The sequence below is a fragment of the Vibrio sp. R12-SG2-ISO1 genome (assembly GCF_059834045.1).
The window spans coordinates 244877-267021 of record NZ_JCBDGO010000008.1 but is presented as its reverse complement, the minus strand read 5'-3'; the positions used below and the strand labels follow the sequence as shown (position 1 = coordinate 267021).

Annotated in this window: 24 protein-coding genes and 1 tRNA gene; 22 read left to right on the top strand and 3 right to left on the bottom strand. The window is 45.6% G+C overall.

Features of this window, described 5'->3' with window-relative positions; translation table 11 throughout:
- Positions 1-8 precede the first annotated feature (8 nt).
- Entirely contained in the window at positions 9-812 is an 804-nt protein-coding gene (minC, locus tag AC6R10_RS06625) for a septum site-determining protein MinC (protein WP_500671823.1), read from the bottom strand.
- Positions 813-922: 110 nt separating this feature from the next.
- Between minC and AC6R10_RS06620 the strand changes: the two genes are divergently transcribed.
- From AC6R10_RS06620 to AC6R10_RS06610, 3 genes are all read left to right on the top strand, one after another.
- Positions 923-1213, top strand: coding sequence for a YcgL domain-containing protein (locus AC6R10_RS06620; protein WP_487901077.1), 291 nt, complete (start codon positions 923-925; stop codon positions 1211-1213).
- Between the two features lie 37 nt (positions 1214-1250).
- Entirely contained in the window at positions 1251-2237 is a 987-nt protein-coding gene (locus AC6R10_RS06615; protein ID WP_500671822.1) for a lytic murein transglycosylase, read from the top strand.
- Positions 2238-2370: 133 nt separating this feature from the next.
- Complete coding sequence (locus AC6R10_RS06610) at positions 2371-3483, top strand: GGDEF domain-containing protein (protein ID WP_500671821.1); 1113 nt, start codon at positions 2371-2373, stop codon at positions 3481-3483.
- 18 nt (positions 3484-3501) lie between these two features.
- On the opposite strand, the gene folD is transcribed toward AC6R10_RS06610, so the two are convergent.
- The gene (gene folD, locus AC6R10_RS06605) at positions 3502-4359 is read right to left on the bottom strand and encodes a bifunctional methylenetetrahydrofolate dehydrogenase/methenyltetrahydrofolate cyclohydrolase FolD (RefSeq protein WP_487901080.1); all 858 of its coding nucleotides are present in this window, start codon (positions 4357-4359) and stop codon (positions 3502-3504) included.
- A gap of 201 nt (positions 4360-4560) precedes the next feature.
- Here folD and AC6R10_RS06600 point away from each other — a divergent pair.
- The 12 genes from AC6R10_RS06600 to AC6R10_RS06545 all read left to right on the top strand — a co-directional run bounded on the left by AC6R10_RS06600 (position 4561) and on the right by AC6R10_RS06545 (position 13198).
- Positions 4561-4637, top strand: a tRNA-Arg gene (locus tag AC6R10_RS06600).
- 239 nt (positions 4638-4876) lie between these two features.
- Positions 4877-5578 carry a hypothetical protein gene (locus tag AC6R10_RS06595; protein WP_500671820.1) on the top strand — a complete coding sequence of 234 codons (702 nt, stop codon included), beginning with the start codon at positions 4877-4879 and terminating at the stop codon, positions 5576-5578.
- 36 nt (positions 5579-5614) lie between these two features.
- A complete protein-coding gene (locus tag AC6R10_RS06590; RefSeq protein WP_500671819.1) occupies positions 5615-6349 on the top strand; it encodes a competence protein CoiA family protein in 735 nt (244 codons plus the stop codon).
- Between the two features lie 323 nt (positions 6350-6672).
- Positions 6673-7389 carry a RusA family crossover junction endodeoxyribonuclease gene (locus AC6R10_RS06585; protein WP_500671818.1) on the top strand — a complete coding sequence of 239 codons (717 nt, stop codon included), beginning with the start codon at positions 6673-6675 and terminating at the stop codon, positions 7387-7389.
- 147 nt (positions 7390-7536) lie between these two features.
- Positions 7537-7908 carry a DUF2513 domain-containing protein gene (locus tag AC6R10_RS06580; protein WP_500671817.1) on the top strand — a complete coding sequence of 124 codons (372 nt, stop codon included), beginning with the start codon at positions 7537-7539 and terminating at the stop codon, positions 7906-7908.
- Positions 7909-8047: 139 nt separating this feature from the next.
- Positions 8048-8911, top strand: coding sequence for a YDG/SRA domain-containing protein (locus AC6R10_RS06575; protein WP_500671816.1), 864 nt, complete (start codon positions 8048-8050; stop codon positions 8909-8911).
- A 158-nt stretch (positions 8912-9069) separates the two neighbouring features.
- Positions 9070-9558, top strand: a complete 489-nt coding sequence (locus AC6R10_RS06570) for a hypothetical protein (protein ID WP_500671815.1) — start codon at positions 9070-9072, stop codon at positions 9556-9558.
- Entirely contained in the window at positions 9548-10369 is an 822-nt protein-coding gene (locus AC6R10_RS06565) for a hypothetical protein (RefSeq protein WP_447247301.1), read from the top strand. Before AC6R10_RS06570 ends, AC6R10_RS06565 begins: the two co-directional genes overlap by 11 nt.
- A 140-nt stretch (positions 10370-10509) precedes the next feature.
- On the top strand, positions 10510-10824 hold the full coding sequence (locus tag AC6R10_RS06560; RefSeq protein WP_500626065.1) for a DUF6693 family protein: 315 nt from the start codon (positions 10510-10512) through the stop codon (positions 10822-10824).
- A gap of 221 nt (positions 10825-11045) precedes the next feature.
- Positions 11046-11495: a hypothetical protein gene (locus AC6R10_RS06555; RefSeq protein WP_500671814.1), complete on the top strand. Its 450-nt coding sequence runs from the start codon at positions 11046-11048 to the stop codon at positions 11493-11495.
- 212 nt (positions 11496-11707) lie between these two features.
- Complete coding sequence (locus AC6R10_RS06550) at positions 11708-11917, top strand: helix-turn-helix domain-containing protein (protein WP_500626067.1); 210 nt, start codon at positions 11708-11710, stop codon at positions 11915-11917.
- 9 nt (positions 11918-11926) lie between these two features.
- Positions 11927-13198 carry a VapE domain-containing protein gene (locus AC6R10_RS06545; protein WP_500671813.1) on the top strand — a complete coding sequence of 424 codons (1272 nt, stop codon included), beginning with the start codon at positions 11927-11929 and terminating at the stop codon, positions 13196-13198.
- Positions 13199-13371: 173 nt separating this feature from the next.
- Here the strand turns inward: AC6R10_RS06545 and AC6R10_RS06540 are convergent, their stop codons facing one another.
- On the bottom strand, positions 13372-14697 hold the full coding sequence (locus AC6R10_RS06540) for a tyrosine-type recombinase/integrase (protein WP_500633700.1): 1326 nt from the start codon (positions 14695-14697) through the stop codon (positions 13372-13374).
- A gap of 373 nt (positions 14698-15070) precedes the next feature.
- Here AC6R10_RS06540 and AC6R10_RS06535 point away from each other — a divergent pair, with 373 nt between their 5' ends.
- The 7 genes from AC6R10_RS06535 to AC6R10_RS06505 all read left to right on the top strand — a co-directional run bounded on the left by AC6R10_RS06535 (position 15071) and on the right by AC6R10_RS06505 (position 22074).
- Positions 15071-15424, top strand: coding sequence for a DUF1428 domain-containing protein (locus AC6R10_RS06535; RefSeq protein WP_500630375.1), 354 nt, complete (start codon positions 15071-15073; stop codon positions 15422-15424).
- Positions 15425-15602: 178 nt separating this feature from the next.
- The gene (locus AC6R10_RS06530) at positions 15603-16685 is read left to right on the top strand and encodes a calcium/sodium antiporter (RefSeq protein ID WP_500671812.1); all 1083 of its coding nucleotides are present in this window, start codon (positions 15603-15605) and stop codon (positions 16683-16685) included.
- A gap of 222 nt (positions 16686-16907) precedes the next feature.
- Positions 16908-17648 (top strand): nucleoside recognition domain-containing protein, encoded by a 741-nt coding sequence (locus tag AC6R10_RS06525; protein WP_500671811.1) that lies wholly within the window; start codon positions 16908-16910, stop codon positions 17646-17648.
- A complete protein-coding gene (locus tag AC6R10_RS06520; RefSeq protein WP_334552601.1) occupies positions 17648-18115 on the top strand; it encodes a YjiG family protein in 468 nt (155 codons plus the stop codon). The genes AC6R10_RS06525 and AC6R10_RS06520 overlap by 1 nt, the downstream gene beginning before the upstream one ends.
- Before the next feature lie 10 nt (positions 18116-18125).
- A complete protein-coding gene (locus AC6R10_RS06515) occupies positions 18126-19250 on the top strand; it encodes a M20 family metallopeptidase (RefSeq protein ID WP_500671810.1) in 1125 nt (374 codons plus the stop codon).
- Between the two features lie 216 nt (positions 19251-19466).
- Positions 19467-20075, top strand: coding sequence for a DUF2913 family protein (locus AC6R10_RS06510; protein ID WP_500671809.1), 609 nt, complete (start codon positions 19467-19469; stop codon positions 20073-20075).
- Between the two features lie 526 nt (positions 20076-20601).
- On the top strand, positions 20602-22074 hold the full coding sequence (locus AC6R10_RS06505; RefSeq protein WP_500671808.1) for a protein adenylyltransferase SelO: 1473 nt from the start codon (positions 20602-20604) through the stop codon (positions 22072-22074).
- Positions 22075-22145: the final 71 nt, after the last annotated feature.

The window sequence follows — 22145 nt, the reverse complement described above, 5'->3', positions numbered from 1 at the left end:
TTAAACTATTAAATTGTTAACAGCTCGAATTTGAGTGAATCGTCGCTCAAGCTGAACATCACTTTCTGTTGCCAATATTCCTCGGCAAACTGTTCCGTAAGCCAGTAGTGCCCCGCAATAGACATCAATTCTGCATTGAGTTTGTTGCAGATGATGACGGCGCCCGTGTTGCCACTGGCCCCAGCAATAGCGCGACCACGCAAAGTGCCATGGATATGAATTGAGCCATCGGCAATCACTTCGGCGCCTTCACTGACATGATTGAGTACCACTAAATCCGCGTCTTTGGCGTAAATCTGTTGCCCAGAGCGCACCGGGGTGCGAACAATTTTGGTGGGCGCTAAGGTCGCGGGCGCTTGTGTAGGGGACTTGCTTGCCGTCATCACGGCAAACTTAGCGTCAGACGCTAAGTTTTGTGTACGTTTGTCTGGGCATCCCGTCACCCCAACAGGTATCATGCCCGCTTGGGCGATGCCTTGCTTTAGCTTTACAAAGTCCAATTCGCCCGCCACCTTTGAAATATTGATCACCACAGGTGCGTGAGCAAAAAACGCAGGTGCCGTTTGCACTTTCTGTTGTAAGAAGTCGATGCATTTGTCGACATCGTTATCGCTAAGGTGCAACACGGACAAGGTGAAACTGCTGCCTTTCAAGTCAGGCGAAGCGGCGCTGGATGATTGGGACGGCTTGGATTGAGCAATGACGCTCTCTGACCCAATGGTCTGTGGCCTGCTTGTATTGGGCTCGGTCATATTCGACATATAGGTAAGTGGCAACCTCTTAAGGGCGTTGCTTGGGACTAGGGGACTCATGTTATATTCCCTCCCTAAGCTCAGCAAGTTATCTTGCGCTCAATTGGGTGTTTTGCTCTCAAAAATAGCGAAACATTGACGTTTAATGACAATGAGATAAAAACATAGACATGCTTTGTGCAATTTATAAGAGTTCAAAAAAAGAGGGCGCGTACCTCTACTTACCGAAAAAGGACGATTTTTCGCAAGTTCCTGACACACTGATGCAGATGTTCGGTAAACCTACAATGGTGATGATGGTGAAGCTCGACGGGCGCAAGTTAGCACAAGTCGACATCGAAAAAGTGAAGCAATCCATGCAAGATGAGGGCTTCTTTTTGCAACTGCCACCCCCACCGAAAAACCTGCTTGATGAATACAAAGAGCAGAAAAAAGCTCGCCAGCAGTCGAATAATTCATAGTTCTAAAGACTCGCTAAAATTGCTCAAGGAGGGCAATGTGAAAACAATACTGTCAGCTGTTCTAGGATTGACACTTTCAGGCACTGTGTTGGCAACGTCAGTGTCTGCGAGTGAGGTGTCATTTGATGATTACATCCAAACACTCAGAGATGAAGCCAAAGCGATGGGGATTGCTCAGCCCGTCATCGATGAGGCATTTGCCAATGTGACTCATAAACCACGCGCCGTGACGGCCGATAAGAATCAGCCAGAGAAAAAACTGACCTTAGATGAGTACATTCCTCGCGCCGTACCAAAATGGAAAATCGACCAAGCCAAAGCCCTTTACCAAAAGCACCACACTGAGCTGAGTCGCATTGGTGAGCACTATGGTGTGCAGCCTCGCTTTATTGTTGCGCTGTGGGGCGTTGAGAGTAACTTCGGAAAATTTACCGGCAATTACCCCGTCATTGATGCGCTCGCGACCTTGGCGTACGACGGCCGCCGAGAGGCCTTCTTTCGCAGTGAAACCATGGCCGCGTTACAGATTTTAGAGCAAGGCCATATTGCTTTTGATGACTTTAAAGGCTCATGGGCAGGGGCGATGGGCCAGTGCCAATTTATGCCGAGCTCATTTTTAGCCTTTGCTGCGGATGGCAACGGTGATGGTAAAAAAGACATCTGGACGACGGAAGCGGATGTGTTTGCTTCGGCGGCCAATTATTTAAGTCAATCCGGTTGGGACGATACCTACACCTGGGGACGTCAAGTGACGCTTCCCGCTGGGTTTGATACGTCAATTCAAGGGCGAGCGCCGGACAAAGCCAAATATTTGCAACAGTGGGCGTCAATGGGGATTACCCGTTTTGATGGCCGACCGCTACCTAAGCTCGACCAAGACATCCAAGCCTGGTTGATCGCACCAGATGATGCGAATGGGCGTGTTTATTTGGTCTACAATAACTATAACGTACTAATGAAATGGAACCGGTCTTACTACTTTGCGCTGGCTGTTTCACACCTTGCGGATGCAATTGTGATGTGATGCGGTAAACAAAAACGACGAATCCTCCTACGTTCAGTCGCGCTTAGCTTGACGGTGTCTATATTTGTTTGACAATAAATAATGTAGCATTATCTAAATAAGTGATTGGTTTTGTAGCAATGACTGGAGCGCGATGAACGTACACCACTTTGTAGCGGATAAATTATCCGAAGTCGTCTTAATGAAACAGCAGCGCCAGATGATGATGATCCGGGTGCTCGCTGTCTTAGGTGTCTCCTTCCTTGCGGCCTTCTCTGTCTATAGTTTTTATCGCAGCGATATTGAACTGGGCACAACGTTGGCCTTTTACTCCTTGGTTGGCATCGTCACCATCAAAATGATTAACCTGCAACATCGCTTTGGTCTTGCTGGGCTCTCTTTTATTATCTACTCCTTGAGTTTGTATCTTATTTTTACCGGAGGGTATGAAGGTACAGGTATTATGTGGGTCTACCCACTGTCTGCCATCGGCATATTTATCAATACTTTTCGTGTTGGAGTGGGATTGTCGGTACTGAATATTGTCCTTACCTCCATGATCTTCGCCTTTGGCTTGACGCAGTTTCCGTACCCATACCATGTAGGGTTTCGCTTGGTATTAACCTTGGTCGCGATGTCAGGTATGTGTCACATCGTGATCTATTTTCAAAGTCAAATGGACGACTATATTTTGAAAATGGATCAAGAGGGCATTCAAGAACTGGCTTACATTGACTCGCTCACTCAGTTGGCCAACCGAGCAAGCTTTATGTCGGTGTTGTCTCACGCGACCCGTCTTAATGAGAACAAGCACACCGCGATCATTTACCTCGACTTAGATAACTTTAAAGCGGTCAATGACCGTTATGGTCACGATGTCGGCGACAATGTGTTGTACGATTTTGCCAAGCAAACAAAAGCCATCGCGCAGCGAGCGTTGGGCGAGCGACTGCAAAAATACGACATTGCCCGTTTGGGCGGTGACGAGTTTGCGATTTTTGTGCGCGATTATGAGTCGGAGCAAGAAGTGGTTGCGTTGGCAGAGCAAGTAGTCGCGCTCTTTTATGGTCACCATTTGCAATCACTGAAAAATATTCACGTCGAGATTGGCGCCAGTGCGGGTATCTCATTTAACAATGAGACGATGACTTTAAGTCAGTGTTTGAAAGTGGCAGACAGAGCGATGTATCTCGCCAAAGAGGTAGGGTCGGGCAATGTTAATGTGGCTAAAACAGCCTCAGAGCCGCGAGAAGAAGCGCTGCTCTGAGGAAGGATAGGGCGTTAGTTATTTGGTATGAAATTGCTCACACGCTAGCATTGTATTCTCAATCAAGCTCGCCACCGTCATTGGCCCAACACCACCCGGGACTGGCGTAATAAAGCTGGCGCGCTCTTTGGCTTTATCGTATTCCACATCGCCGACCAACTTGCCTGACTCCAAGCGGTTGATACCGACATCGACCACGACCGCACCCTCTTTGATCCAGTGACCTGGAATAAAGTTAGGTTTACCTACCGCAACCACCACCAGATCCGCTTGACGCACATGACCTTCTAGATCTTGAGTAAAACGGTGACAAGTCGTGGTGGTACAGCCCGCAAGCAGGAGCTCCAATGTCATTGGTCGACCGACAATGTTGGACGCGCCAACCACCACTGCGTGTTTGCCACGAAGATCGATGTTGTAGCGATCAAGCAGGGTGATGATGCCTTTCGGCGTACAAGAGCGCAGTTTTGGAATGCGCTGCGCTAGGCGGCCCACGTTGTAAGGGTGGAAGCCATCGACGTCTTTTTCTGGATGAATGTGTTCGAGCACGGCGGTAGAGTCGATTCCCGCTGGTAGCGGAAGTTGAACCAAGATGCCATCAATCTCATCGTCTGCGTTCAGTGTGTCAATCAGTGCAAGCAGCTCAGTTTGACTTGCGGTGGCAGGGAGGTCGAACGATTTAGACACAAAGCCCACCTCTTCACACGCGCGGCGTTTGCTGCCGACATACACTTGAGACGCCGGATCTTCACCAACGAGAACCACAGCCAAGCCAGGGGCACGTAACCCAGCGTCTAGGCGCGCTTTCACACGAGCCGCCACTTCGGAACGGACGGTTTGAGAAATCAGTGTTCCATCGATATTTTGAGCAGTCATGACTTTCCTTTAATCACAATGGCGAATAATTTGTGGCGCATTGTCGCAAATAATTGAATGAACATCCATAAGCAAACGTTTGCTTCGGGTTGTTTTTAAACACCTCAACCGCCAATGTCCCTTTTTTAGTCACTTAGATCATAATGATACGAAAAGGTCTTGTGTTAAGACCTCGAACTCGTATAATCCTGTCCCTGTAGCGCGCCCTTAGCTCAGCTGGATAGAGCACGTCCCTTCTAAGGATGTGGTCGTAGGTTCGAATCCTACAGGGCGTGCCATATATCCGAAAAAAGCCCGATAATTCAATGAGTTATCGGGCTTTTCGTTTTTCTGTGGTGCCTCTGTGGTGCCGCTGAAATCTATTTTTATCAACTTTTGTTAAACCCCACCTATTTTCGACTCTTCGTTTTTTTCGAAACATCACTCTCTTTTTGTCTATCCGATCGCTTGCTTCATCTATACAAAATGATACCTTCTACAACTGAGCTATTAAGTAACAAGTTGCATGGAGTTTGCAGTGGCAGGGTTGAGCCAAAAACAGGCAGACGAGTTGATGAGTATCGGGCTTGATGTTCATCAAGTGAAAGCGTGTGAAGACATACTAATCCAAATTCCAAGTGACACCGATCTTGCGTCAATTAAGCGCCTATCTAAAGTGTTGCAACAAGCACAGTCAGGTTTTGACGGTATCAGAAATACCGATCCCAATTTCTATGACGAAATAGAGCGGCAACTTCAAAGCAAAGTGGCATGGTCACGCTCCCTATTAAGCACCATAGCTGAGACATTAGAGGGAGTTCACGCTCAGCAACAAGGTGTCTACGTATCAGAGGTGGATTTTGATTCCAATGAACAAGTAACGCGGGTTACGACTCCCAAAAGCAGGGACTTTCGTCGCTATCAAGCCCTGACAGATCTGTGGCGTTCATGGGGCAAAGTAGTGAAAACCACGAAAGATTCTGAATTTTTCTCCTTCCTTACGATTTGCCTCAAAGGTGGCTTTTCTTTTGACGGTGTCGCTAGTGTTAGAACTCACTACCTCAGGTATTTTTGGGGTAAAACGAAGGAGATCTCGACAGGTGACACAGAACACGAATCAGATCTCTTGGAGGTTGAAATTACTCTGAAAAACGGACAGAAACAGGTCGCGCGTATGAGAGTCCCTAAAATGGATGCGTTGGACAAGGATATTCGCCAACTGAAGAAAAGTCGACGCTAGCCACCGACAATTCATAAACGTGAAGGGAAGAGAGGGATGCTGATACCGTTTGGCTTGAAGGATGATAAATACCTAGACATTAGTGAGGTGCAACGGGGTAGAGCATGTGGTTGTGTTTGTCCAAGTTGCAAACAAAACCTTGTGGCTAAAAAAGGGCCCAATCCGGATAAAATGATCCACCACTTTGCCCACGACAAAAAGTCGAAAGATGAAACGGGTGAGCCGATAGAGTGTCAATATTCATTCTGTGTGGTCGCAAGGCTTGTGATTAAGCAATGTTTAAAGGAGCTGGATCAGTTTGAGATACAGTTGCCTGATTGGAAGCTTGAATTAGAAAAGAGAGATGATTACGGAAGGGAGGTCACCGTCTCTGGATATGTGACTCAAGCCCATCATTTAACGATTGATGATTTTGAAGTCGAGCCTTCGGGGCACTATTCAGAGCTCGATATCCTTTGTCACATAAATGGGTATTTGGTCGGTATCCACTTTAGTTATCACGGCAGGCCAATGATTGGGGGAAACGAAAATTTTAGTGCCGTTTCAATTGTGGATATTGATTTAGAGCCCTTGCAAGACCTTTACGATAGTTTTGACCATAAAGAGCATGAATCATTTAAATCACTGGTGATGGACTATGTACTAAACGTTGGGCAAAGATCTTGGGTGACTCATGCTCGCTATACCGCCAGATATTCAGAGTTGACCGAAAAGCTAAACTCACTCGTCGAGGAATCCAATCTAGTACCGCCGAGACGCCACATAGCCTAAAACCCTATTGTTAATACGATTCAGCATCAACCTTATAAAAAGAGCTCATGCTCGTATGCAAGGGAAATTGAATCTTCATGTGTATAAGGCCATAGGTAAAATCAAAATTAGCAGTCAATGCCGTTATATACATGATAGACGGGGATTTGCTGTAGAGTTCAACAGGTGTCACAATGAACCATTTGCTAATACTCTGATTTACGGTCGTTTATTAGTATAGCGTCATTAGTGGGTGGAAGTACTAGGCGGAAGGATGCGAGTTAGAAAGACGGCTTGTTGCCGTATATAAAGCGTTATACGCCCTAAATGGCATCGGAGAAAAAATGAAGATTAAGATAGCTACGGATAACTGTAATTACGATGCTCATTATTTGATTAAAGAATCTGCAAGTGCTGAAATCGTGATTGAACTAGAATTTGAAAAAATTGTTAGTATGCAATCTCAGCGTCAAAGACAAAGAGATTTGATTGATCTGATTCATCAAGAATTGTCTAAATTTCAATGGATTATTTCAGAAAGTGTAAACATTGAACTTTGTTGGTATTTAGATGCAGTGGAAAGACAAGAAACAGATAAAGTCGGCGACTTAGACAACATTACTAAACCCATTTTAGATGCACTCACTGGTGCAAAAGGTGTGCTAATTGATGACGCTCAAATTGGTTCTATTCATACTTATTGGCAGTCAAGGAATGCTCTTAAAGTCGACAATATTTTGCGTATCAAACTTCAGTTTAACAATGACTACTGTTTCGACAAAGATAGTCTCTACTTTATTCAGTATGAGGGAGCAGTTTGCACTCCTATGAACCTGGATTTGAACTGTATGAAATCTATTTCGGGTGCTCTTCAGGTTATCGAAGCTAGAAAAGAGCAACGATTAGCTGCTGAAAAAATCAAGACGTTAGGTGGTAACGTTGATCGTATGTTAGTGGTTTCATCTTATGACATACATCGAACACGTTTGAATGGGTTTGACAACACAAGGATTCTTTCTGTTGAAAAACTTAGAGATAAGTTGGTGTTATCGGGCGTATAACAAACAATTTAAGAGTGATTCAGCACGCTTGGCATTTTTGGTTTGGGTTTAGTTTAGTGTTTACGGTGGTCAAGTTAAGTGTTGTGGTTACGTGCTTCACACCTTAATTGGGCGTTAACTGGCTTATTCGAATACAGAGGATTTATTATGAAACGAGATATGGATTTAATTCGAAAATTAGTCTTGTTCATCGAAGAAAAAGAAGACGATCTTCCTATTGTTAAACCTCCTTTTGAGGGGTATACAGACCTAGAGCTTGAAGAGCATTATCACCTCTTATTTGAAGCTGGTTTAGTCCGTTGTGAAACTATATGTTCTGGTTCTACTCCAAGTCGTATTGTTCGAGTAATCCCATTTTCTTTAACTTGGGAAGGGCATGATTTCGCTGACGCAATTAAAAATGAAACAATTTGGAAAAAAGCAAAAGAGAAAATCATGTCACAAATTGGTGGTCTACCATTTGATGTACTAAAAACAGTATTAATCGGTATGTGCAAAGAGGCTGTGACAGCCAGTTAACAAAGCGTTTAAGACAGATTCCCAACGCTTGGCGGCTTCAGTTCAAAGTATGACTTAAGTGTTTATGGCACAATGGTTCAGGTTTCGTGGTGGCGTCGCTCACTACTTAACGCGGCGTTATGCATATTGGAGATAATATTTGAAACAAAGAGTATTTGGTCATATTTCGGGTGTTGAAATAGGCAAGAAGTTTGAAAGTAGAGACACACTTTCTAAAGCTGGTGTTCATGGACCCTTAGTCGCTGGAATAAGTGGTTCTAAGTATCAGGGGGCGGATTCAATAGTATTATCTGGCGGCTATGAAGATGATGAAGATTTTGGTGATGTAATAATTTACACCGGAGCTGGCGGCCAGGATACCAAAAAGAAGCAGGTTGCAGACCAAATTTTAGACTCAGTTAATCTTGCTCTTGCTAGAAGTAAAACTGAAGGCTTACCAGTTCGAGTGACGCGAGGACACAAACATAATAGTGAATACAGTCCGGACTCAGGTTATCAATACTCAGGTCTATATCTCGTTGAGGATTACTGGAAGGAAACAGGTAAAGCTGGCTTTGTTATTTGGCGATACCGCTTAGTCGCTCACGATACAATCGCGGTAGATAATGAAGTACAGGAACCTCCAGGCCAATATGAATCACCAAAAAGAAACTCTTCCACATCCAACAGAGTTGTACGCGATTATCAGAAGGCTCTAAATGTTAAGCAGTGGTATAACTATGAATGCCAAATTTGTGGGTTAGCTATCCAAACTACTGCTGGCCTATATGCTGAAGCTGCTCATATTATGCCACTCGGTGAACCTCATAATGGTCCCGATAGTGAACATAACATCTTATGTTTGTGCCCCAATCACCATGTGATGTTTGACAATGGTGGTTTCACCATTGCAGATGACCTAACTCTGATTGGACTGCCAGGTAAGTTAACGGTTTCCAATAAACACAAAATTGATATTCGGTTCATTAAATACCACCGCGAGCACTATCAAAGAAATGCATAACAAACTGTTCAAGAGGGATTCGCAACGCGTGGCATTTTTACTATGCGTTGGTTTTAGTGTTTAAGGCGGTTTGCGGCGGCTTCAGTATTGCGTTGCTCACCCCTTAACAGAGCGTTAGCCGTCTTCGGAAGATTAAACATAACTAAGTGGAAATTGATATGAGTATATTGGATAAAAGAGAGATATTTCGTGTAGAAGAATCTAGCTTGACATTTGAACAACTAGTTAATGAAGCATCTCCTGATATATCCTCTGGTTTGAAGGAGAAAAGTGTCGTAATTCTCCCTTCACATGGTCATGACGATGTGTTTTATGCAGGAACATTAGATACATTGGACTTCTTAAATGAAAATGGAATCAATACTGATGTATATGCTTCTGATGAAGAATATAAAGAACTAGGTTTACACGGTGCAGAGTTTTGGCTTGGTACGTTCATAATTCAGAGTATTGTCGTTCCAGTATTTTGCGGTGTGATTTCTTCATATATCTACGACAGACTAAAAGCTAAAGATGATGACAACATTGCATTGAAATTTATGGTGGAAAACAAAGAAGGAAAAACCACTGCTATAGAGTTTAATGGTAAGGTGGAAAATTTAGGTAAAGCTATAGATGCGGTGAAGAGTCTGAGCGATGAAGATTGAGCTAACAACTATAGATGACACTGAAACTAGTGAAATAAAAAAAGTTATAGAATATCTTGAGGCAGAGAAGAAGTCTGCAATTGATAATGGTGACGAAGATAAGGCTAATAGCTGTTGGCTAAACCTAGAATCTCTGGATTTGAATATCTTGTTTATTAAGGCGTTCAATAACATAAAGCTCAAAAATTATAGACAAGCTTGGAATGAGCTAGAACAGTGTGAAATCAAAGAGAACTATATTCGAGAAAACTCTTACAAAGATCATATCGTTGCTTCAAGGTTAGACTTTATCAAGAACAAGGTTTCTAAATGGCAATCTCTTTATCCATATTGTTTATTCTGTAGTCCAGGGTTTAAGGTTGGCTATTATTCTTGCAGTATCTGCGGTCACAAAGTAAGGCCTAGATCTCGATGTGAACATAAAAAGGGCAGGGTATATAATGGGCAGTTATGTGTACATGAAGTGCACGATATGGAGATGCTCGAAATTTCTATCGTAACAAAGCCTGTCCAAAAATATTCAGTGATGCACGATGACTCAACTTTAGAGTTTACGCTTTTGGAACGTTTAGCTAGTTTCTTGGATAATGCATTTGAAGATTGGGATGTGCGGTGGACGAAAATGAAATTCCCTATTGCGCGATTTAGCAGCTTTTCTAAGGAAGATAAATGCCCTTGCAAAAGTGATAAAAATTTTGAAGCATGCTGCATGGGTAAGGAAGAGGTTGAAATTCCACATGTGGATTTTCTTTTTTCAAAACCATTACCGAGTGATGCAGAAAATATAGTGTTCCCATATGACAACGGCTAACAAAGCGTTTAAGAGTGATTCGCAACGCGTGGCATTTTCACTATGCGTTGAATTTAGTGATTGAGGTGGTTTGCAGCGGCCTCGGTATTGCGTTGCTCACCCCTTAACAGGGCTAGCAATACAAATAAGGAAAAAAACACATGAAACTAAAAGCAGATATAACGGTGTTAGATATTCTTGGGCATCTACTGATCTGGCTTGTTCTTTCAATTGTAACTTTTGGGATCGCTTTGTTCTTTTTGCCCTATTCATTTTGTAAGTTCATTATCAACAGAGCCTCAGTTATTGACGAGTATGGTGTCGAACGGAGGCTAAGTTGCAACATAGACCTATTTGGTGATTTGGGGCATGTGATTCTGTGGGCAATTATTTCACTTATTACGCTTGGTATTGGCTACATCTTCTACTTCTATAAAGTATGGAATTACGCCTTAAACAATACCACGGTGAACTGAGGCAATATTGCTAACAAATCGCTTAACAGGGACTCCTAACGCTTGGCCACTTTCATGCAAATCAGCCTCGGTGTTTAGGGTACAAATTTTAAGTTGGGTGGTATAGCGTTATCGCCCGTTAGCAAGGCGTTATATGCTATTGTGCCGATCTCCATCAAGGTTCTCATTAGTTCTATTTAGTAAAGTCCACGCTGTACTCTAATTTGTCTACGAACCATCGAATGAAAAAATATCTTTTAATTTTGTCGGCTTTGTTGGCAAATTCAGCTTATGGTAAATCGCCAGATGAGCTTTTAAATGGGCTTAAACCGGATTTGAAAAGCTGGGTTGAGAAGTCTTGTAGCAAGAGCTTAGGTCCCTCTCTTTGGTCCAGCTGCGTTACGCGTGAGGTTAATGCTCTAAATGGTCACTTTCCGGACCTTTCTATATTGAGCAAGAATCAAAAAACGTGGCTAATGAATTCATGCCCTAGTTCGCTAGGTCCAAGCTTAACTATTAGCTGCTATAACCGAGAGTATGAAGCGTTGGGGCATATTCCCTCTTTTTCTGGTTTATCGGAGCAGCAGGCTAATTGGGTAAAACAAAGTTGCTCTACATCTTTGGGACCATCTCTATATGCTAGCTGTTTGAATCGTGAAATTTCAGCTGTCAAAAATGCTGGTACCCCTTAAAATGGTAGGCTTTGGGGGCATGTTAGCGCTCTGATATAACTCAATATCTATGCTATCCGTTCCCGCACCAGCCCTTGAAACCAAAGGGCTGACGGCTTGTCGCTTAACTCTCTACACTAAAAACCGTTCCCCTCTTCTGATTGCCGTTAAACCTGATCATTCGTAGTCTGAATTTATCCAATTAGGATGATTTCAAACGAGGAAGATTAATTATGAGTAATTCAGAAATTTCAAAGTACGGCAAGAAGTTGAACCGTAAATCAGCAGCAGAGTATTTGGGTGTGACAGAAGGGACGCTCGCCGTTTGGGCATCAACTGGGCGCTATCGCCTGCCATTTATCAAAGTGGGCCGTAAGGTGTTTTATACACTGGCTGACCTTGATGCTTTCCTTGAAAGCCGAGTTCAAACACAAACGGCATAAGGAGTGACTATGGATTGTGTTGTTGAAAAAGTAAGCCAGTTACACGACACGGTGAAACCTAACTACCCTGACTTAGATGCTAGGTTTAATCCGCTACCTACATCAAGAAACCTACAAGCGCTGTTAAAAAGCAATGGCATCGATGTAGTGGTCAACAAAATGAATATGGAAGTTGAGTTGTTTGTCGATGGCCAAATGCTCGACAAAACAGCCGAGCAAAAACGTAGCTTGTTGATTGATGTTTGTGTTCGAGGTGGTTTCAAAAAAGAGATTCTAGCCGATCACCTTATGTCGTTGGCTGAGAACAACAGTTACCACCCTTTTGCCAATTACCTGCATGAAAGTAATTGGGACGGTATCGACCGTATGACACCTGTGATTGACGCCATGAACGCGAAGGATAAAGAGCTTGCCAGATGCGTGATGCGAAAGTTTTTTATCGCGGTGGTGGCATCGGTATTTGAAACACCATTTAGCTCAAAATTGATTCCGGTTCTTCAAGGCGGGCAGTCGTTCAGGAAAACGGCGTTTATCAAGCGATTTGCCTCCGTGTTTGAAGGGGCGTTCTTGGAAGGGCAAGAGATCAACCCTGACTCTAAAGATTCAGTTATTAGCTGTATTAACAGCCTGATTGTTGAGCTCGGTGAGTTAGAGCGTACCTCTCGAAACAGCCAAGGAAGCCTCAAGGCGTTTATTACTAAGGAGGTGGATACTGTCCGGCCCCCTTATGGCGCGAAGGATATTAAGAAACCTCGTCAAACGTCGTTTATTGCGACTGTTAACGTGACAGGTTTTCTACGTGATGAAACTGGCTCAAGTCGATATGCCGTTATCGAGCTGGCCGCGCCTATCGACATGGAACTGGTAAACCGTACCCTTGGTTGGCGATATGACAACGGTAGGCTAAGCCACCGTTATCCAGCAGAACTCAAGCAATTTTGGCTTCAAGCCTATGAGCTATACAAGTCTGGTGAATCTTGGCACTTGACGGATACTGAGCTTGAGTTAGCCGCAAAGGTCAACAACGAGCACAATGCCAAAAGTTCTTACTATGAAGCCATCGTTGAGCGCTTCCTAATCGATGACCCTGAAAAGTACGTTTGGGAGTGGGTGACGGCTTCGAAGGTGTGTAAACACATCAATGTGCACGTAGATAAAAATAGAATCGTGGGTAAAGAACTTAAACGACTGGCACAAGAGGAAGGGGCGATTGAGTCTAAGGCTGGAAGGTCAAACACTACTCTATACCGCTTGCCTGTTTCCGTTCGTATTGCAACCTGATTTGTTTATTCTCTTTAACCCACTAACCAATTTTTGTGGTTAGTGGGTTAAAGAAATATGGAAGATTAGCCGCTGTGTTTTAACCTAATAGGCTTAATGTCACTGGCTAGTTAGCCAGTCAATTTTGGCTAACAAAAAGTGCTTAAGCCAATAAATTCAAGGCTTCGTGCGGCTTAAGCCGTAAGAATGTCAGAATCTACAGATTGTTCCAAATAGCTCATCAATTCCTGCCTTGCTTCGATAGGCAGAGTATCAATCTCTTGCTTAATGCGATCTAACTTAGTCTGCAATGAGTCCCCAAGCATATAGGTGACGGTTTTCTCTAGCGTCTCTCTCACGCTATCGTCCGACAAATGAGCATACACATCATTGGTTATGCTGATGTTGGAGTGACCCAGTAGTTTACTTGTTGCCTGTATTGAGCCGCCCGATGTAACTTGAAAAGTGGCTAGGGTGCGTCTTAGGTCGTGAACTGTTAGATGCTTTTCCGGATTGTCGGGTGCGTACATGCCAACGCGATCGGTGATTCTTTGCCAGAAACCGCCTTTCCCGCTTTTATCGGTGATATGACCGAGTTGGCTTCGAGCGCTTGGGAATACAAATTCTTGGTTAAGTTCAGCTTCATGTGAGCGACGAACCAATATCCTCATTGCCTTTTGAGTGAGTGGAACAGAGTGAGCCTTTTTACTCTTGTTTTTACTGGCTGGAATAATCCAGCGACGATTATCAAGATCAATTTCTTGCCAGCGCATAGAAAGAACCATCGATTTGCGTTGACCCGTCAGCAGAAGCAAAAATATGCAATCTTGGTAAATCTGCTTTTCTTGGCTCAGTGAGTCAAAAAACTGCGCGAGCTCTTTCTTGGATAAGGTTCTTTCGCGTCTGAAAAGGGACTCATCAACCTTATTGATTTTAGCGAAGGGGTTAGGCTCGATATAGGCTCGATTAAACATCGATTTGAGCAAGGTTAGCGAATGGTTGTGTTTGCTGTATCCGTGTTTGGTGAACAAGTCCTGCATTAGCTTCCGCGCTTTCTCGGCATCAAAATCAGTGATGGCCTTTTTACCAAGCTTAGGCTTTAGGTGTAATCGGTAAAGAGTCTGGTTTGATTTAAGGCTACTGGCGCGGCGCTTCTTGGCTTTAATATCGAGCTCGAAAGAGGCAACATAGATATCGAACAAGTCATCAAAGGTTTGGCTTTCTCTGGCTTCTCTTTTTTGCTGGTTTGGGTTGATACCGTTGGCAAGGTCGGTCGCCGTGTTTCGTGCCATTTCCCTTGCTTGCTCGACCGTCATCGTAGGGAACTCACCGAGTTTGACCTTGATGTTTTTTCCATTAACTTTGCGCTGAAAACGGAAGATTTTAGCGCCAGAAACCAAGGCATCAAGCACTAAACCTTGAACGCTTTTAGTGCTTCCCACGTCTCTATAGGTAATGCGATGTTTCGGTTTTTCTATGCTTTCTAACGCACGTTTTGTGAAGTTTATTCCTGTATCCATAACAACTTACCGTCAAATCCTGTGGTGCCTCTGTGGTGCCGTGGGCGTCAATTTAGAGCCATTTTGAGCTATTTTGGTTAAATATACAATTCGGTAATTTGTGGCTTAAGTATATGATAATAAATAACTATTAAGCTTTGTTAAACGAAGTTAAAATCCTAGTTCAATTCCTACAGGGCGTGCCATTTCTTTAGAAAGCCCCGATAACTCAATGAGTTGTCGGGGCTTTTGCGTTTCTATTGTGCCAAATCTCATTGCACGCTAATCAGTATCTGAGCGTCTACAGCTGACGGGGCGGAGCCAGTGATCAACAAGTGATCTACTTCTGCGCTGGTGGGCTATGGTTATTACTCCACATAAGAGGAGAGTGATCATGACATACGTTGATGGATTTGTAGCGGCTGTACCGACAGCGAACAAAGAAAAATACATGGCACACACAAAAATCGCCGCTGAAATGTTCAAAGATTTCGGTGCCTTAAGGGTGGTGGAGACGTGGGGGAATGAAGTGCCTGACGGAGAGGTCACGTCATTTCCTATGGCGGTGAAAGCTCAAGACAACGAAACCGTGGTGTTCTCATGGGTTGTGTGGCCATCAAAAGAAGTTCGAGATCTGGCATGGCAACAGATCTCGGATGATCCGCGAATGAGCCCAGAGCAAAATCCTATGCCGTTCGATGGTAAACGAATCATTTATGGTGGTTTTGAGGTCATTTTGGACCAGTAATCATCGACTGTGTAGGCCATATCTAAGGCGCAGTTACCAGCCATGCGTTGCCACTCGATTGTACTAAGCGATAAGACTCGAATTGATCGAGCTTTATTCATCAATTCGAGTTATTTTAGCTTGTTCAACGCTGAATGCGTTCTTGGTGTGAATTGGCCTTCGAGTGGGTGAGGTAGACATGGATTATCTTCTTTTAGTTTTGGGTCTGATGTTGTTGATTGCCGGAGCTGACGGTTTGGTAAAAGGGGCAGCGAGACTCGCCGCCAAAGTGGGTATTCCAAGTCTGGTTATTGGTCTAACGGTTGTCGCTTTTGGCACCAGTGCGCCCGAATTGGCTGTGAGTATCAATTCTGCCGTTTCCAACAAGACCGAACTGGCGATAGCCAACGTTGTCGGCAGTAACATTTTTAACGTCCTGTTTATCCTAGGTTTAGCGGCCGTCATTACGCCACTCACCATCTCAAAGCAGTTGATTCGCCAAGATGTGCCCATCATGGTTGGTTTAAGTGCGCTGGTCTTCTATATGGCGACAGATGGGCGATTAAGCCTGTTGGACTGTGGGATTTTAGTCGCGTTATTGGTTGTTTACACCGCGTTTCTTTTTGTCCAGGGGAAGCGCAGTGAGACCGAAGCGGCAGAGGCGGGTGATGATGAAGTCGCTTCATTGACACAAGGGCACCAACCAGTATGGCAGAGTGCGTTATGGCTCGTCGTTGGTTTAATTCTACTGATTGCCGGCGCGAATCTGTTGGTGAGTAGCGCAGTGAACATTGCGCGAGCCTTTGGGGTTAGCGAAGCGATGATTGGTTTGACGATTCTAGCCATCGGCACCTCTCTTCCTGAGGTTGTGACGTCGATAGTAGCAAGCTTCAAAGGACAAAGAGACATCGCTGTCGGGAACGTCGTCGGCAGTAATACGTTCAATTTGTTGGCGGTTTTGGGTATATCCGGTCTGTTTAGTGGTGCGGGACTTGTTGGCAACGAGCAACTCGTCTCACAAGACTTTCCGATCATGCTTGGTGTCGCTGTGTTGTGCTTACCTCTGATGTTGACAGGTGCGATAGTCAGTCGACTTGAAGGAGGGCTCTTTTTTGGCTTGTACTTCCTGTATAGCGCCTTCCTGATTGGTGATGTGAGTGATGCAGACTGGCTGCCCACTTTGTCAATGGTCACTTGGAATGTGGTTTTCCCCATTGGGCTTTCCATTATTGTGATTTCTTTACTCAAAGACTGGTGGAGGCAAAAGCAGAAAAGGAGCTAATATCCGCATTGCCAACTTGTTATCACTGATTGGTGGATTAAATGCCTGCTTGATATCTAATTGTTGGCTAAATATTCCAAGTGTGATCAATGTCACAATCATAAATGTGACAGAATGATTACGCTCACCTTCCGTCTTCTACTTGATTTTGATCATCTATCTAGCACGTTGCTTGGGAGTACATTCGCCGCGCTTTTCCCCAACGAATAGATAGGTATCTTGATGACGACTCCGGTTCAATCTGAACGCAAGGTAACGATCGGCTGCTACATTGCGCTGGTGTTTGCGGTTGTGTTTTTTTCTGGTCTGATGCAATCCAATGAATGGTATGGCGTGTTGGACTTTACAACGCTCAATGGCTCTTTCGGTAAAGTTGCGCACGGCGTGACAGACACCGCGGATGGCGTTCAAGCCGCGACCACTTCTTTCCGTGGTGTCGGTGGTAGTGGTGCGCGTGATGGCTTCATTTTTGCTTTAACTCTTATCCCTACTGTGATGTTCGCGCTTGGCATGATCAATGTGCTTGAGCATTACGGCGCCTTGGAAGCGGCGCGTAAGCTGCTGACGCCACTGCTTCGTCCAATCATGGGCATTCCGGGTAACACGGGCTTGGCGTTGATCGCCTCTTTGCAAAGTACGGATGCCGGCGCGGCGATGACGCGTCAGCTGAAAGACGAAGGCCAACTGACCAAACGTGAAACCGATGTGTTCACTATGTTCCAGTTCACGGCAGGCGCAACCATTGTCAACTTCTTCTCATCTGGTGCGGTTCTATTTACGTTAACGCTCGCGGACGGCTCTCTCGCGGTAACTTCGTCTATCGGCCTTGCGGTATTAGTCATGTTCGCATTTAAGATCATTGGTGCGAACCTATTTCGCATTTACGTCAATCTGACGGAAGGTAAAGAAGAGAAATCTGACGACAAGCAAAACAAAGAAACACTGACCGAGGAGACCGCATAATGGGTGACGTAAAAGCGAAAAAGCCAATGGTGACGGACATCTTCGTCGAAGGCGCGAAAAAAGGCTGGGTGATTGCAACCACATCGACCGTGCCAAACGTATTGATGGCGTTTGTGATCATTGCAGCGTTGCAAATCACAGGTGCTTTGGATCTGATGGGTACTGTGTTTGCACCTGTGATGGCGGTTTTTGGTCTGCCTGGTGAAGCGGCAGCGGTACTGATTGGTGCATGGATGTCGATGGGCGGCGCTGTTGGTGTCGTGATCACCCTATTTGACCAAGGTATTCTCAATGGCGCGCACATAGCGATTCTTGCGCCTGCCATCTACTTGATGGGTTCACAGATTCAATACATGGGTCGTATCCTTGGACCAATTGGTACTGAAGGACGCTACATCCCGGTGATGATTGCCATTTCGGTACTCAACGCATTTGGCGCCATGCTTGTCATGAACCTATTTGTGTAAGGGGGAGGCGATGTCATTTTCTCTCCAAACGTATTTAGATGAGCTACGCCCGCTAGTCAATGTCGATTGCGGCACGTACACCACTGAGGGCATTGAGGTCATCGCTCAGCAGTTTGAGCAGAAGTTCCTCGAGATGGGGGGCTGGAACGTCAAACGCGTTGACTGCACTAAAGCGGGTGTCGGTCTTGAAATTCGCAACAAACCTGACGCCGAGCAGATCGATGTGATGCTGATTGGTCACATGGATACCGTCTTTCCTGTCGGCACCGCTGCGCAGCGTCCGATGACGGTCGATGCAGAGAAAGCTTACGGCCCAGGTGTGTCTGACATGAAATCAGGCTTGCTCAATGTGGTGTATGCGATGCGTGACCTTGAGGCAAGCGTCATGGATGCGCTGTCGATCTGTATCTGCATGAACCCAGATGAAGAGACCGGTTCACTTTACTCGCAAGATTGGTTGCAATCGGTCGCGAAAAACGCCAAACACGTTCTTGTGGCGGAAGCGGCACGCGCCGATGGCAGCTTGGTCAAAGCTCGTAAAGGCATGGCGCGTTACAAGATTGATTTTCATGGTATTGCGGCACACGCGGGCAATGAGCCAGAGAAAGGCCGTAGCGCCGTGACGGAAATGGCAAACTGGATTCTCGCCATGAACGAGATGACCAATTTTGAGTCAGGCACTACTTTGAACGCCGGTGTGGTTTCAGGTGGCGCAGGCGCAAACATTGTTCCAGATTTCGCCCAAGTGATCGTCGATGTGCGCTTTTGGAGCAACGAAGAGTATGACGATGTCGATACACGCCTGAATGGCTTAACCGTGACGCCATTTGTTGACGGTGTGCGTGTTGCGCTTGAGCGTGAAGCTTACAAGCCATCCATGGTACCGAGTGACAAAACCGAGCGTTTGATGGCGTTGGTAGAGGAAGCGGCCGATGAGTTGTCAATCCAAATAGGTTGGCAAGCGGTAGGTGGCGGTTCAGATGCCAACTGCACAGCCATCCTAGGTGTACCTACACTTGATGGATTAGGTCCGATTGGTGCGGGATTCCACAGCGATCAAGAGTACTTGCTGCTTGAGTCTATCGAGCCACGTATCCAGCTGTTACAGCGCGTACTGGGTAAGCTCGCCAAATAGCGAAGTAAACGTTGTGCGTGATCGGGACTCGCACAACGGTTGATGAGCTTAAGCCTCACACTCTTGGGTGTGGGGCTTTTTTTAGATTGGCATTATTTTTGCGTGCTTGTGCCGCATCGCATCTGTACATGGCGAAGGGTTTTCGGTAGCATAGCGGTCCTTTTCGTGTTTCAAACGACCACTTTCTCCGCGAGTTTCAGTTAGCTTCCAGTCATAATGCGCAGTATTCATTCCAAAATTAAACCCGAGTTTGAACCTCTCCTGTCTGAATTGGCGCTGCATGCATTGTTGCATCTACGCACCAACCACAACGGACAAGTACTGGCTCGAAAATCGCGCAATGACATCAACGACATTCTTTCTGCATGGCTGAATAAAGCCGCCAACAGTAAGAAATACAAGCCGTTCAAGAAGAAAGTGCGCTCTATGGTGACCCATGCGCGCTCGCAGCGCCTCGACATGGAAGCCATGCTCGATAACTTATTGAGCCCGATGAGTGGCGACGAGTTACCTCATCTTGATAGCTTTTTGCTGCTGATTAATCAGTTAGAAAAAGAGCTCAATACCACCGTTCTCGTCTCAAGCCCTGAAGCGGTAGACTTAGCGTATAACCCGACGGGGTGTCTGCTGTGCGTGCTGTCTGCCGATCTCAATGGTCACTTTGACCGCCGAAATCGCTTGGTACAAAGCGTCTCTATGCTAATGCGCGGTGCGCACGGTGAAAAGCACGCGTTTTTGCGCACTATCTACACGTCTTCGATTTTTGATCACCAAATGGATTACGAAGACGAAAACTTCGTGCGAATCACGCTTTCCTTGCGCTAAGCGCCTGATTTTCTTTCAGCGCGCTTTTTCTCCTACAATCTGTTTTTAACGCCTTGTTTTTCTTCGTGATAATGAAGACGGTTTGGTGAACTTGTCACAAAAAATTCACACAGATTGGGCTTGAGATAAAACGAAGATTTCATCATATTGTAATTAAGTTGTCATAAAGAGAAAAATAACGAGGAGAATCTATGCAACATCATGAAATGATCGAACCCACTAACTTTGGTGTGATTAGCCGTACTTGCCTGTTCTCATTGGTGGGTATTCTCGGTGTTTTCGCACTGATCTAGTCGATTATCGGGCTGTATTTCGTTACGCGATCGATATCGTACTTCCGATACAGTATAGAGGCGATGCCTTAGTCTTCGATTAAGGCAGCCTTTCTCTTTATAACTCATGCTATCGGCCATCTCAGGCTTTCTTATCTCGATCGCTCTTTTTCAATCCCGCTCACACTTTCTCTTGCTACTCTCTGCAACATTTTGCTAACGTCGGCGACAACACTCATTACATTGGGCCGTCTATGTCCTCGTTGTCATCTTTAGCGCTTACTCACCGTTTTTATCAACTGCCTAAGGTGTTTTACACGCCTGTTGAAGCAACGCCACTTAGCAACACGCGTTGGGTAAGTTGGAACGCATCACTCGCCGCACAGTTTTCACTGGATGAGTCCCTGCCATCGGGCGATCTAAAAGCGTTTTTGGCGGGCGAGCAACGCGTTGAAGATTGGCCATCATTAGCCATGAAGTACGCGGGGCATCAGTTTGGTGTCTACAACCCTGATTTAGGTGACGGTCGTGGACTATTACTCGGAGAGCTAAAGGACGCCAAAGGTGAAGTCTACGATTTACACCTTAAGGGGGCGGGACTGACTCCGTATTCACGTATGGGCGATGGACGAGCGGTACTACGCTCAACCATTCGTGAGTATTTGGGCAGCGAAGCGATGGCGGGTTTGGGCATTCCAACCACTCGCGCTTTAGGTATGCTCGCCAGCGATACTCCCGTTTATCGAGAGAAACAGGAGCGCGGTGCATTGCTGCTGCGTGTGGCGCGCAGCCACCTACGTTTTGGTCACTTTGAGCACTTCTTTTACACCAATCAGTTGAGTGAACTGCGTCTGTTGGCAGACAAAGCGATTGAGTGGTATTGGCCAGAATGTCAAACCGCCACTAAGCCTTATTTGGCGATGTTTGAACAGATCGTCGAGCGCACCGCTCACATGATCGCTAGGTGGCAAGCGGTGGGCTTTGCGCACGGCGTCATGAACACGGACAATATGTCGATCCTTGGTGAGACGTTTGATTACGGGCCATTTTGTTTTCTGGATGATTATGATCCGCAACTTATCTGCAACCACTCCGACTACCAAGGGCGTTATGCGTTTGATCAGCAGCCGCGCATCGCATTGTGGAATTTGTCCGCGCTTGCCCATGCGCTGTCACCGCTGGTTGATAAAGCGGATCTGGAGCAGGGGCTCGGTCAGTTTGAGTCAGTGCTAAACCGCGAATTTAGCGCCATCATGCGCAAAAAATTAGGCCTCAAGACCAAATTAGAGCAAGACACTCAGCTCTTTAGCGCCATGTTTGAGTTATTGGCTCAGCAGAGCGTCGACTATTGCCGCTTTATGCGCGCATTGTCGATGCTCGATAGTGAACCAGAGCAGAACGTCATCGATCTATTTGTTGATAGAGCGGCCGCGAGTGACTGGTTGTCGCTCTATTTAGCGCGTTGTGAATGTGAAATGGATGAAAGCGGAGCGCCTGTTAGCGCCCGTAAACGCTGCGCCGAGATGCGTCAGGTCAATCCCAAATACATTCTGCGAAATTACTTGGCGCAGATGGCAATCGACAACGCCGAACAGGGTGATTATCAACTGGTCAACGAGCTCGCGCTGGTGCTTCAATCTCCGTACGACGAGCACCCGAATTTTGAACATTTTGCGGCGTTGCCACCGGATTGGGGCAAACGGCTTGAAATCAGTTGTTCTTCTTAATTGACCATCTACTGATAGATGACTCGCTTAATGTTAAAAACTTGTGAGCTCCATTTGTTTTCTGTTCAAAA

Bases quoted from the DNA above. Each gene is read 5' to 3' on its own strand.
- minC (WP_500671823.1), bottom strand. From the start codon at position 812: ATGAGTCCCCTAGTCCCAAGCAACGCCCTTAAGAGGTTGCCACTTACC.
- AC6R10_RS06620 (WP_487901077.1), top strand. From the start codon at position 923: ATGCTTTGTGCAATTTATAAGAGTTCAAAAAAAGAGGGCGCGTACCTC.
- AC6R10_RS06610 (WP_500671821.1), top strand. From the start codon at position 2,371: ATGAACGTACACCACTTTGTAGCGGATAAATTATCCGAAGTCGTCTTA.
- folD (WP_487901080.1), bottom strand. From the start codon at position 4,359: ATGACTGCTCAAAATATCGATGGAACACTGATTTCTCAAACCGTCCGT.
- AC6R10_RS06590 (WP_500671819.1), top strand. From the start codon at position 5,615: ATGCTGATACCGTTTGGCTTGAAGGATGATAAATACCTAGACATTAGT.
- AC6R10_RS06585 (WP_500671818.1), top strand. From the start codon at position 6,673: ATGAAGATTAAGATAGCTACGGATAACTGTAATTACGATGCTCATTAT.
- AC6R10_RS06580 (WP_500671817.1), top strand. From the start codon at position 7,537: ATGAAACGAGATATGGATTTAATTCGAAAATTAGTCTTGTTCATCGAA.
- AC6R10_RS06570 (WP_500671815.1), top strand. From the start codon at position 9,070: ATGAGTATATTGGATAAAAGAGAGATATTTCGTGTAGAAGAATCTAGC.
- AC6R10_RS06565 (WP_447247301.1), top strand. From the start codon at position 9,548: ATGAAGATTGAGCTAACAACTATAGATGACACTGAAACTAGTGAAATA.
- AC6R10_RS06560 (WP_500626065.1), top strand. From the start codon at position 10,510: ATGAAACTAAAAGCAGATATAACGGTGTTAGATATTCTTGGGCATCTA.
- AC6R10_RS06555 (WP_500671814.1), top strand. From the start codon at position 11,046: ATGAAAAAATATCTTTTAATTTTGTCGGCTTTGTTGGCAAATTCAGCT.
- AC6R10_RS06550 (WP_500626067.1), top strand. From the start codon at position 11,708: ATGAGTAATTCAGAAATTTCAAAGTACGGCAAGAAGTTGAACCGTAAA.
- AC6R10_RS06545 (WP_500671813.1), top strand. From the start codon at position 11,927: ATGGATTGTGTTGTTGAAAAAGTAAGCCAGTTACACGACACGGTGAAA.
- AC6R10_RS06540 (WP_500633700.1), bottom strand. From the start codon at position 14,697: ATGGATACAGGAATAAACTTCACAAAACGTGCGTTAGAAAGCATAGAA.
- AC6R10_RS06535 (WP_500630375.1), top strand. From the start codon at position 15,071: ATGACATACGTTGATGGATTTGTAGCGGCTGTACCGACAGCGAACAAA.
- AC6R10_RS06530 (WP_500671812.1), top strand. From the start codon at position 15,603: ATGGATTATCTTCTTTTAGTTTTGGGTCTGATGTTGTTGATTGCCGGA.
- AC6R10_RS06525 (WP_500671811.1), top strand. From the start codon at position 16,908: ATGACGACTCCGGTTCAATCTGAACGCAAGGTAACGATCGGCTGCTAC.
- AC6R10_RS06520 (WP_334552601.1), top strand. From the start codon at position 17,648: ATGGGTGACGTAAAAGCGAAAAAGCCAATGGTGACGGACATCTTCGTC.
- AC6R10_RS06515 (WP_500671810.1), top strand. From the start codon at position 18,126: ATGTCATTTTCTCTCCAAACGTATTTAGATGAGCTACGCCCGCTAGTC.
- AC6R10_RS06510 (WP_500671809.1), top strand. From the start codon at position 19,467: ATGCGCAGTATTCATTCCAAAATTAAACCCGAGTTTGAACCTCTCCTG.
- AC6R10_RS06505 (WP_500671808.1), top strand. From the start codon at position 20,602: ATGTCCTCGTTGTCATCTTTAGCGCTTACTCACCGTTTTTATCAACTG.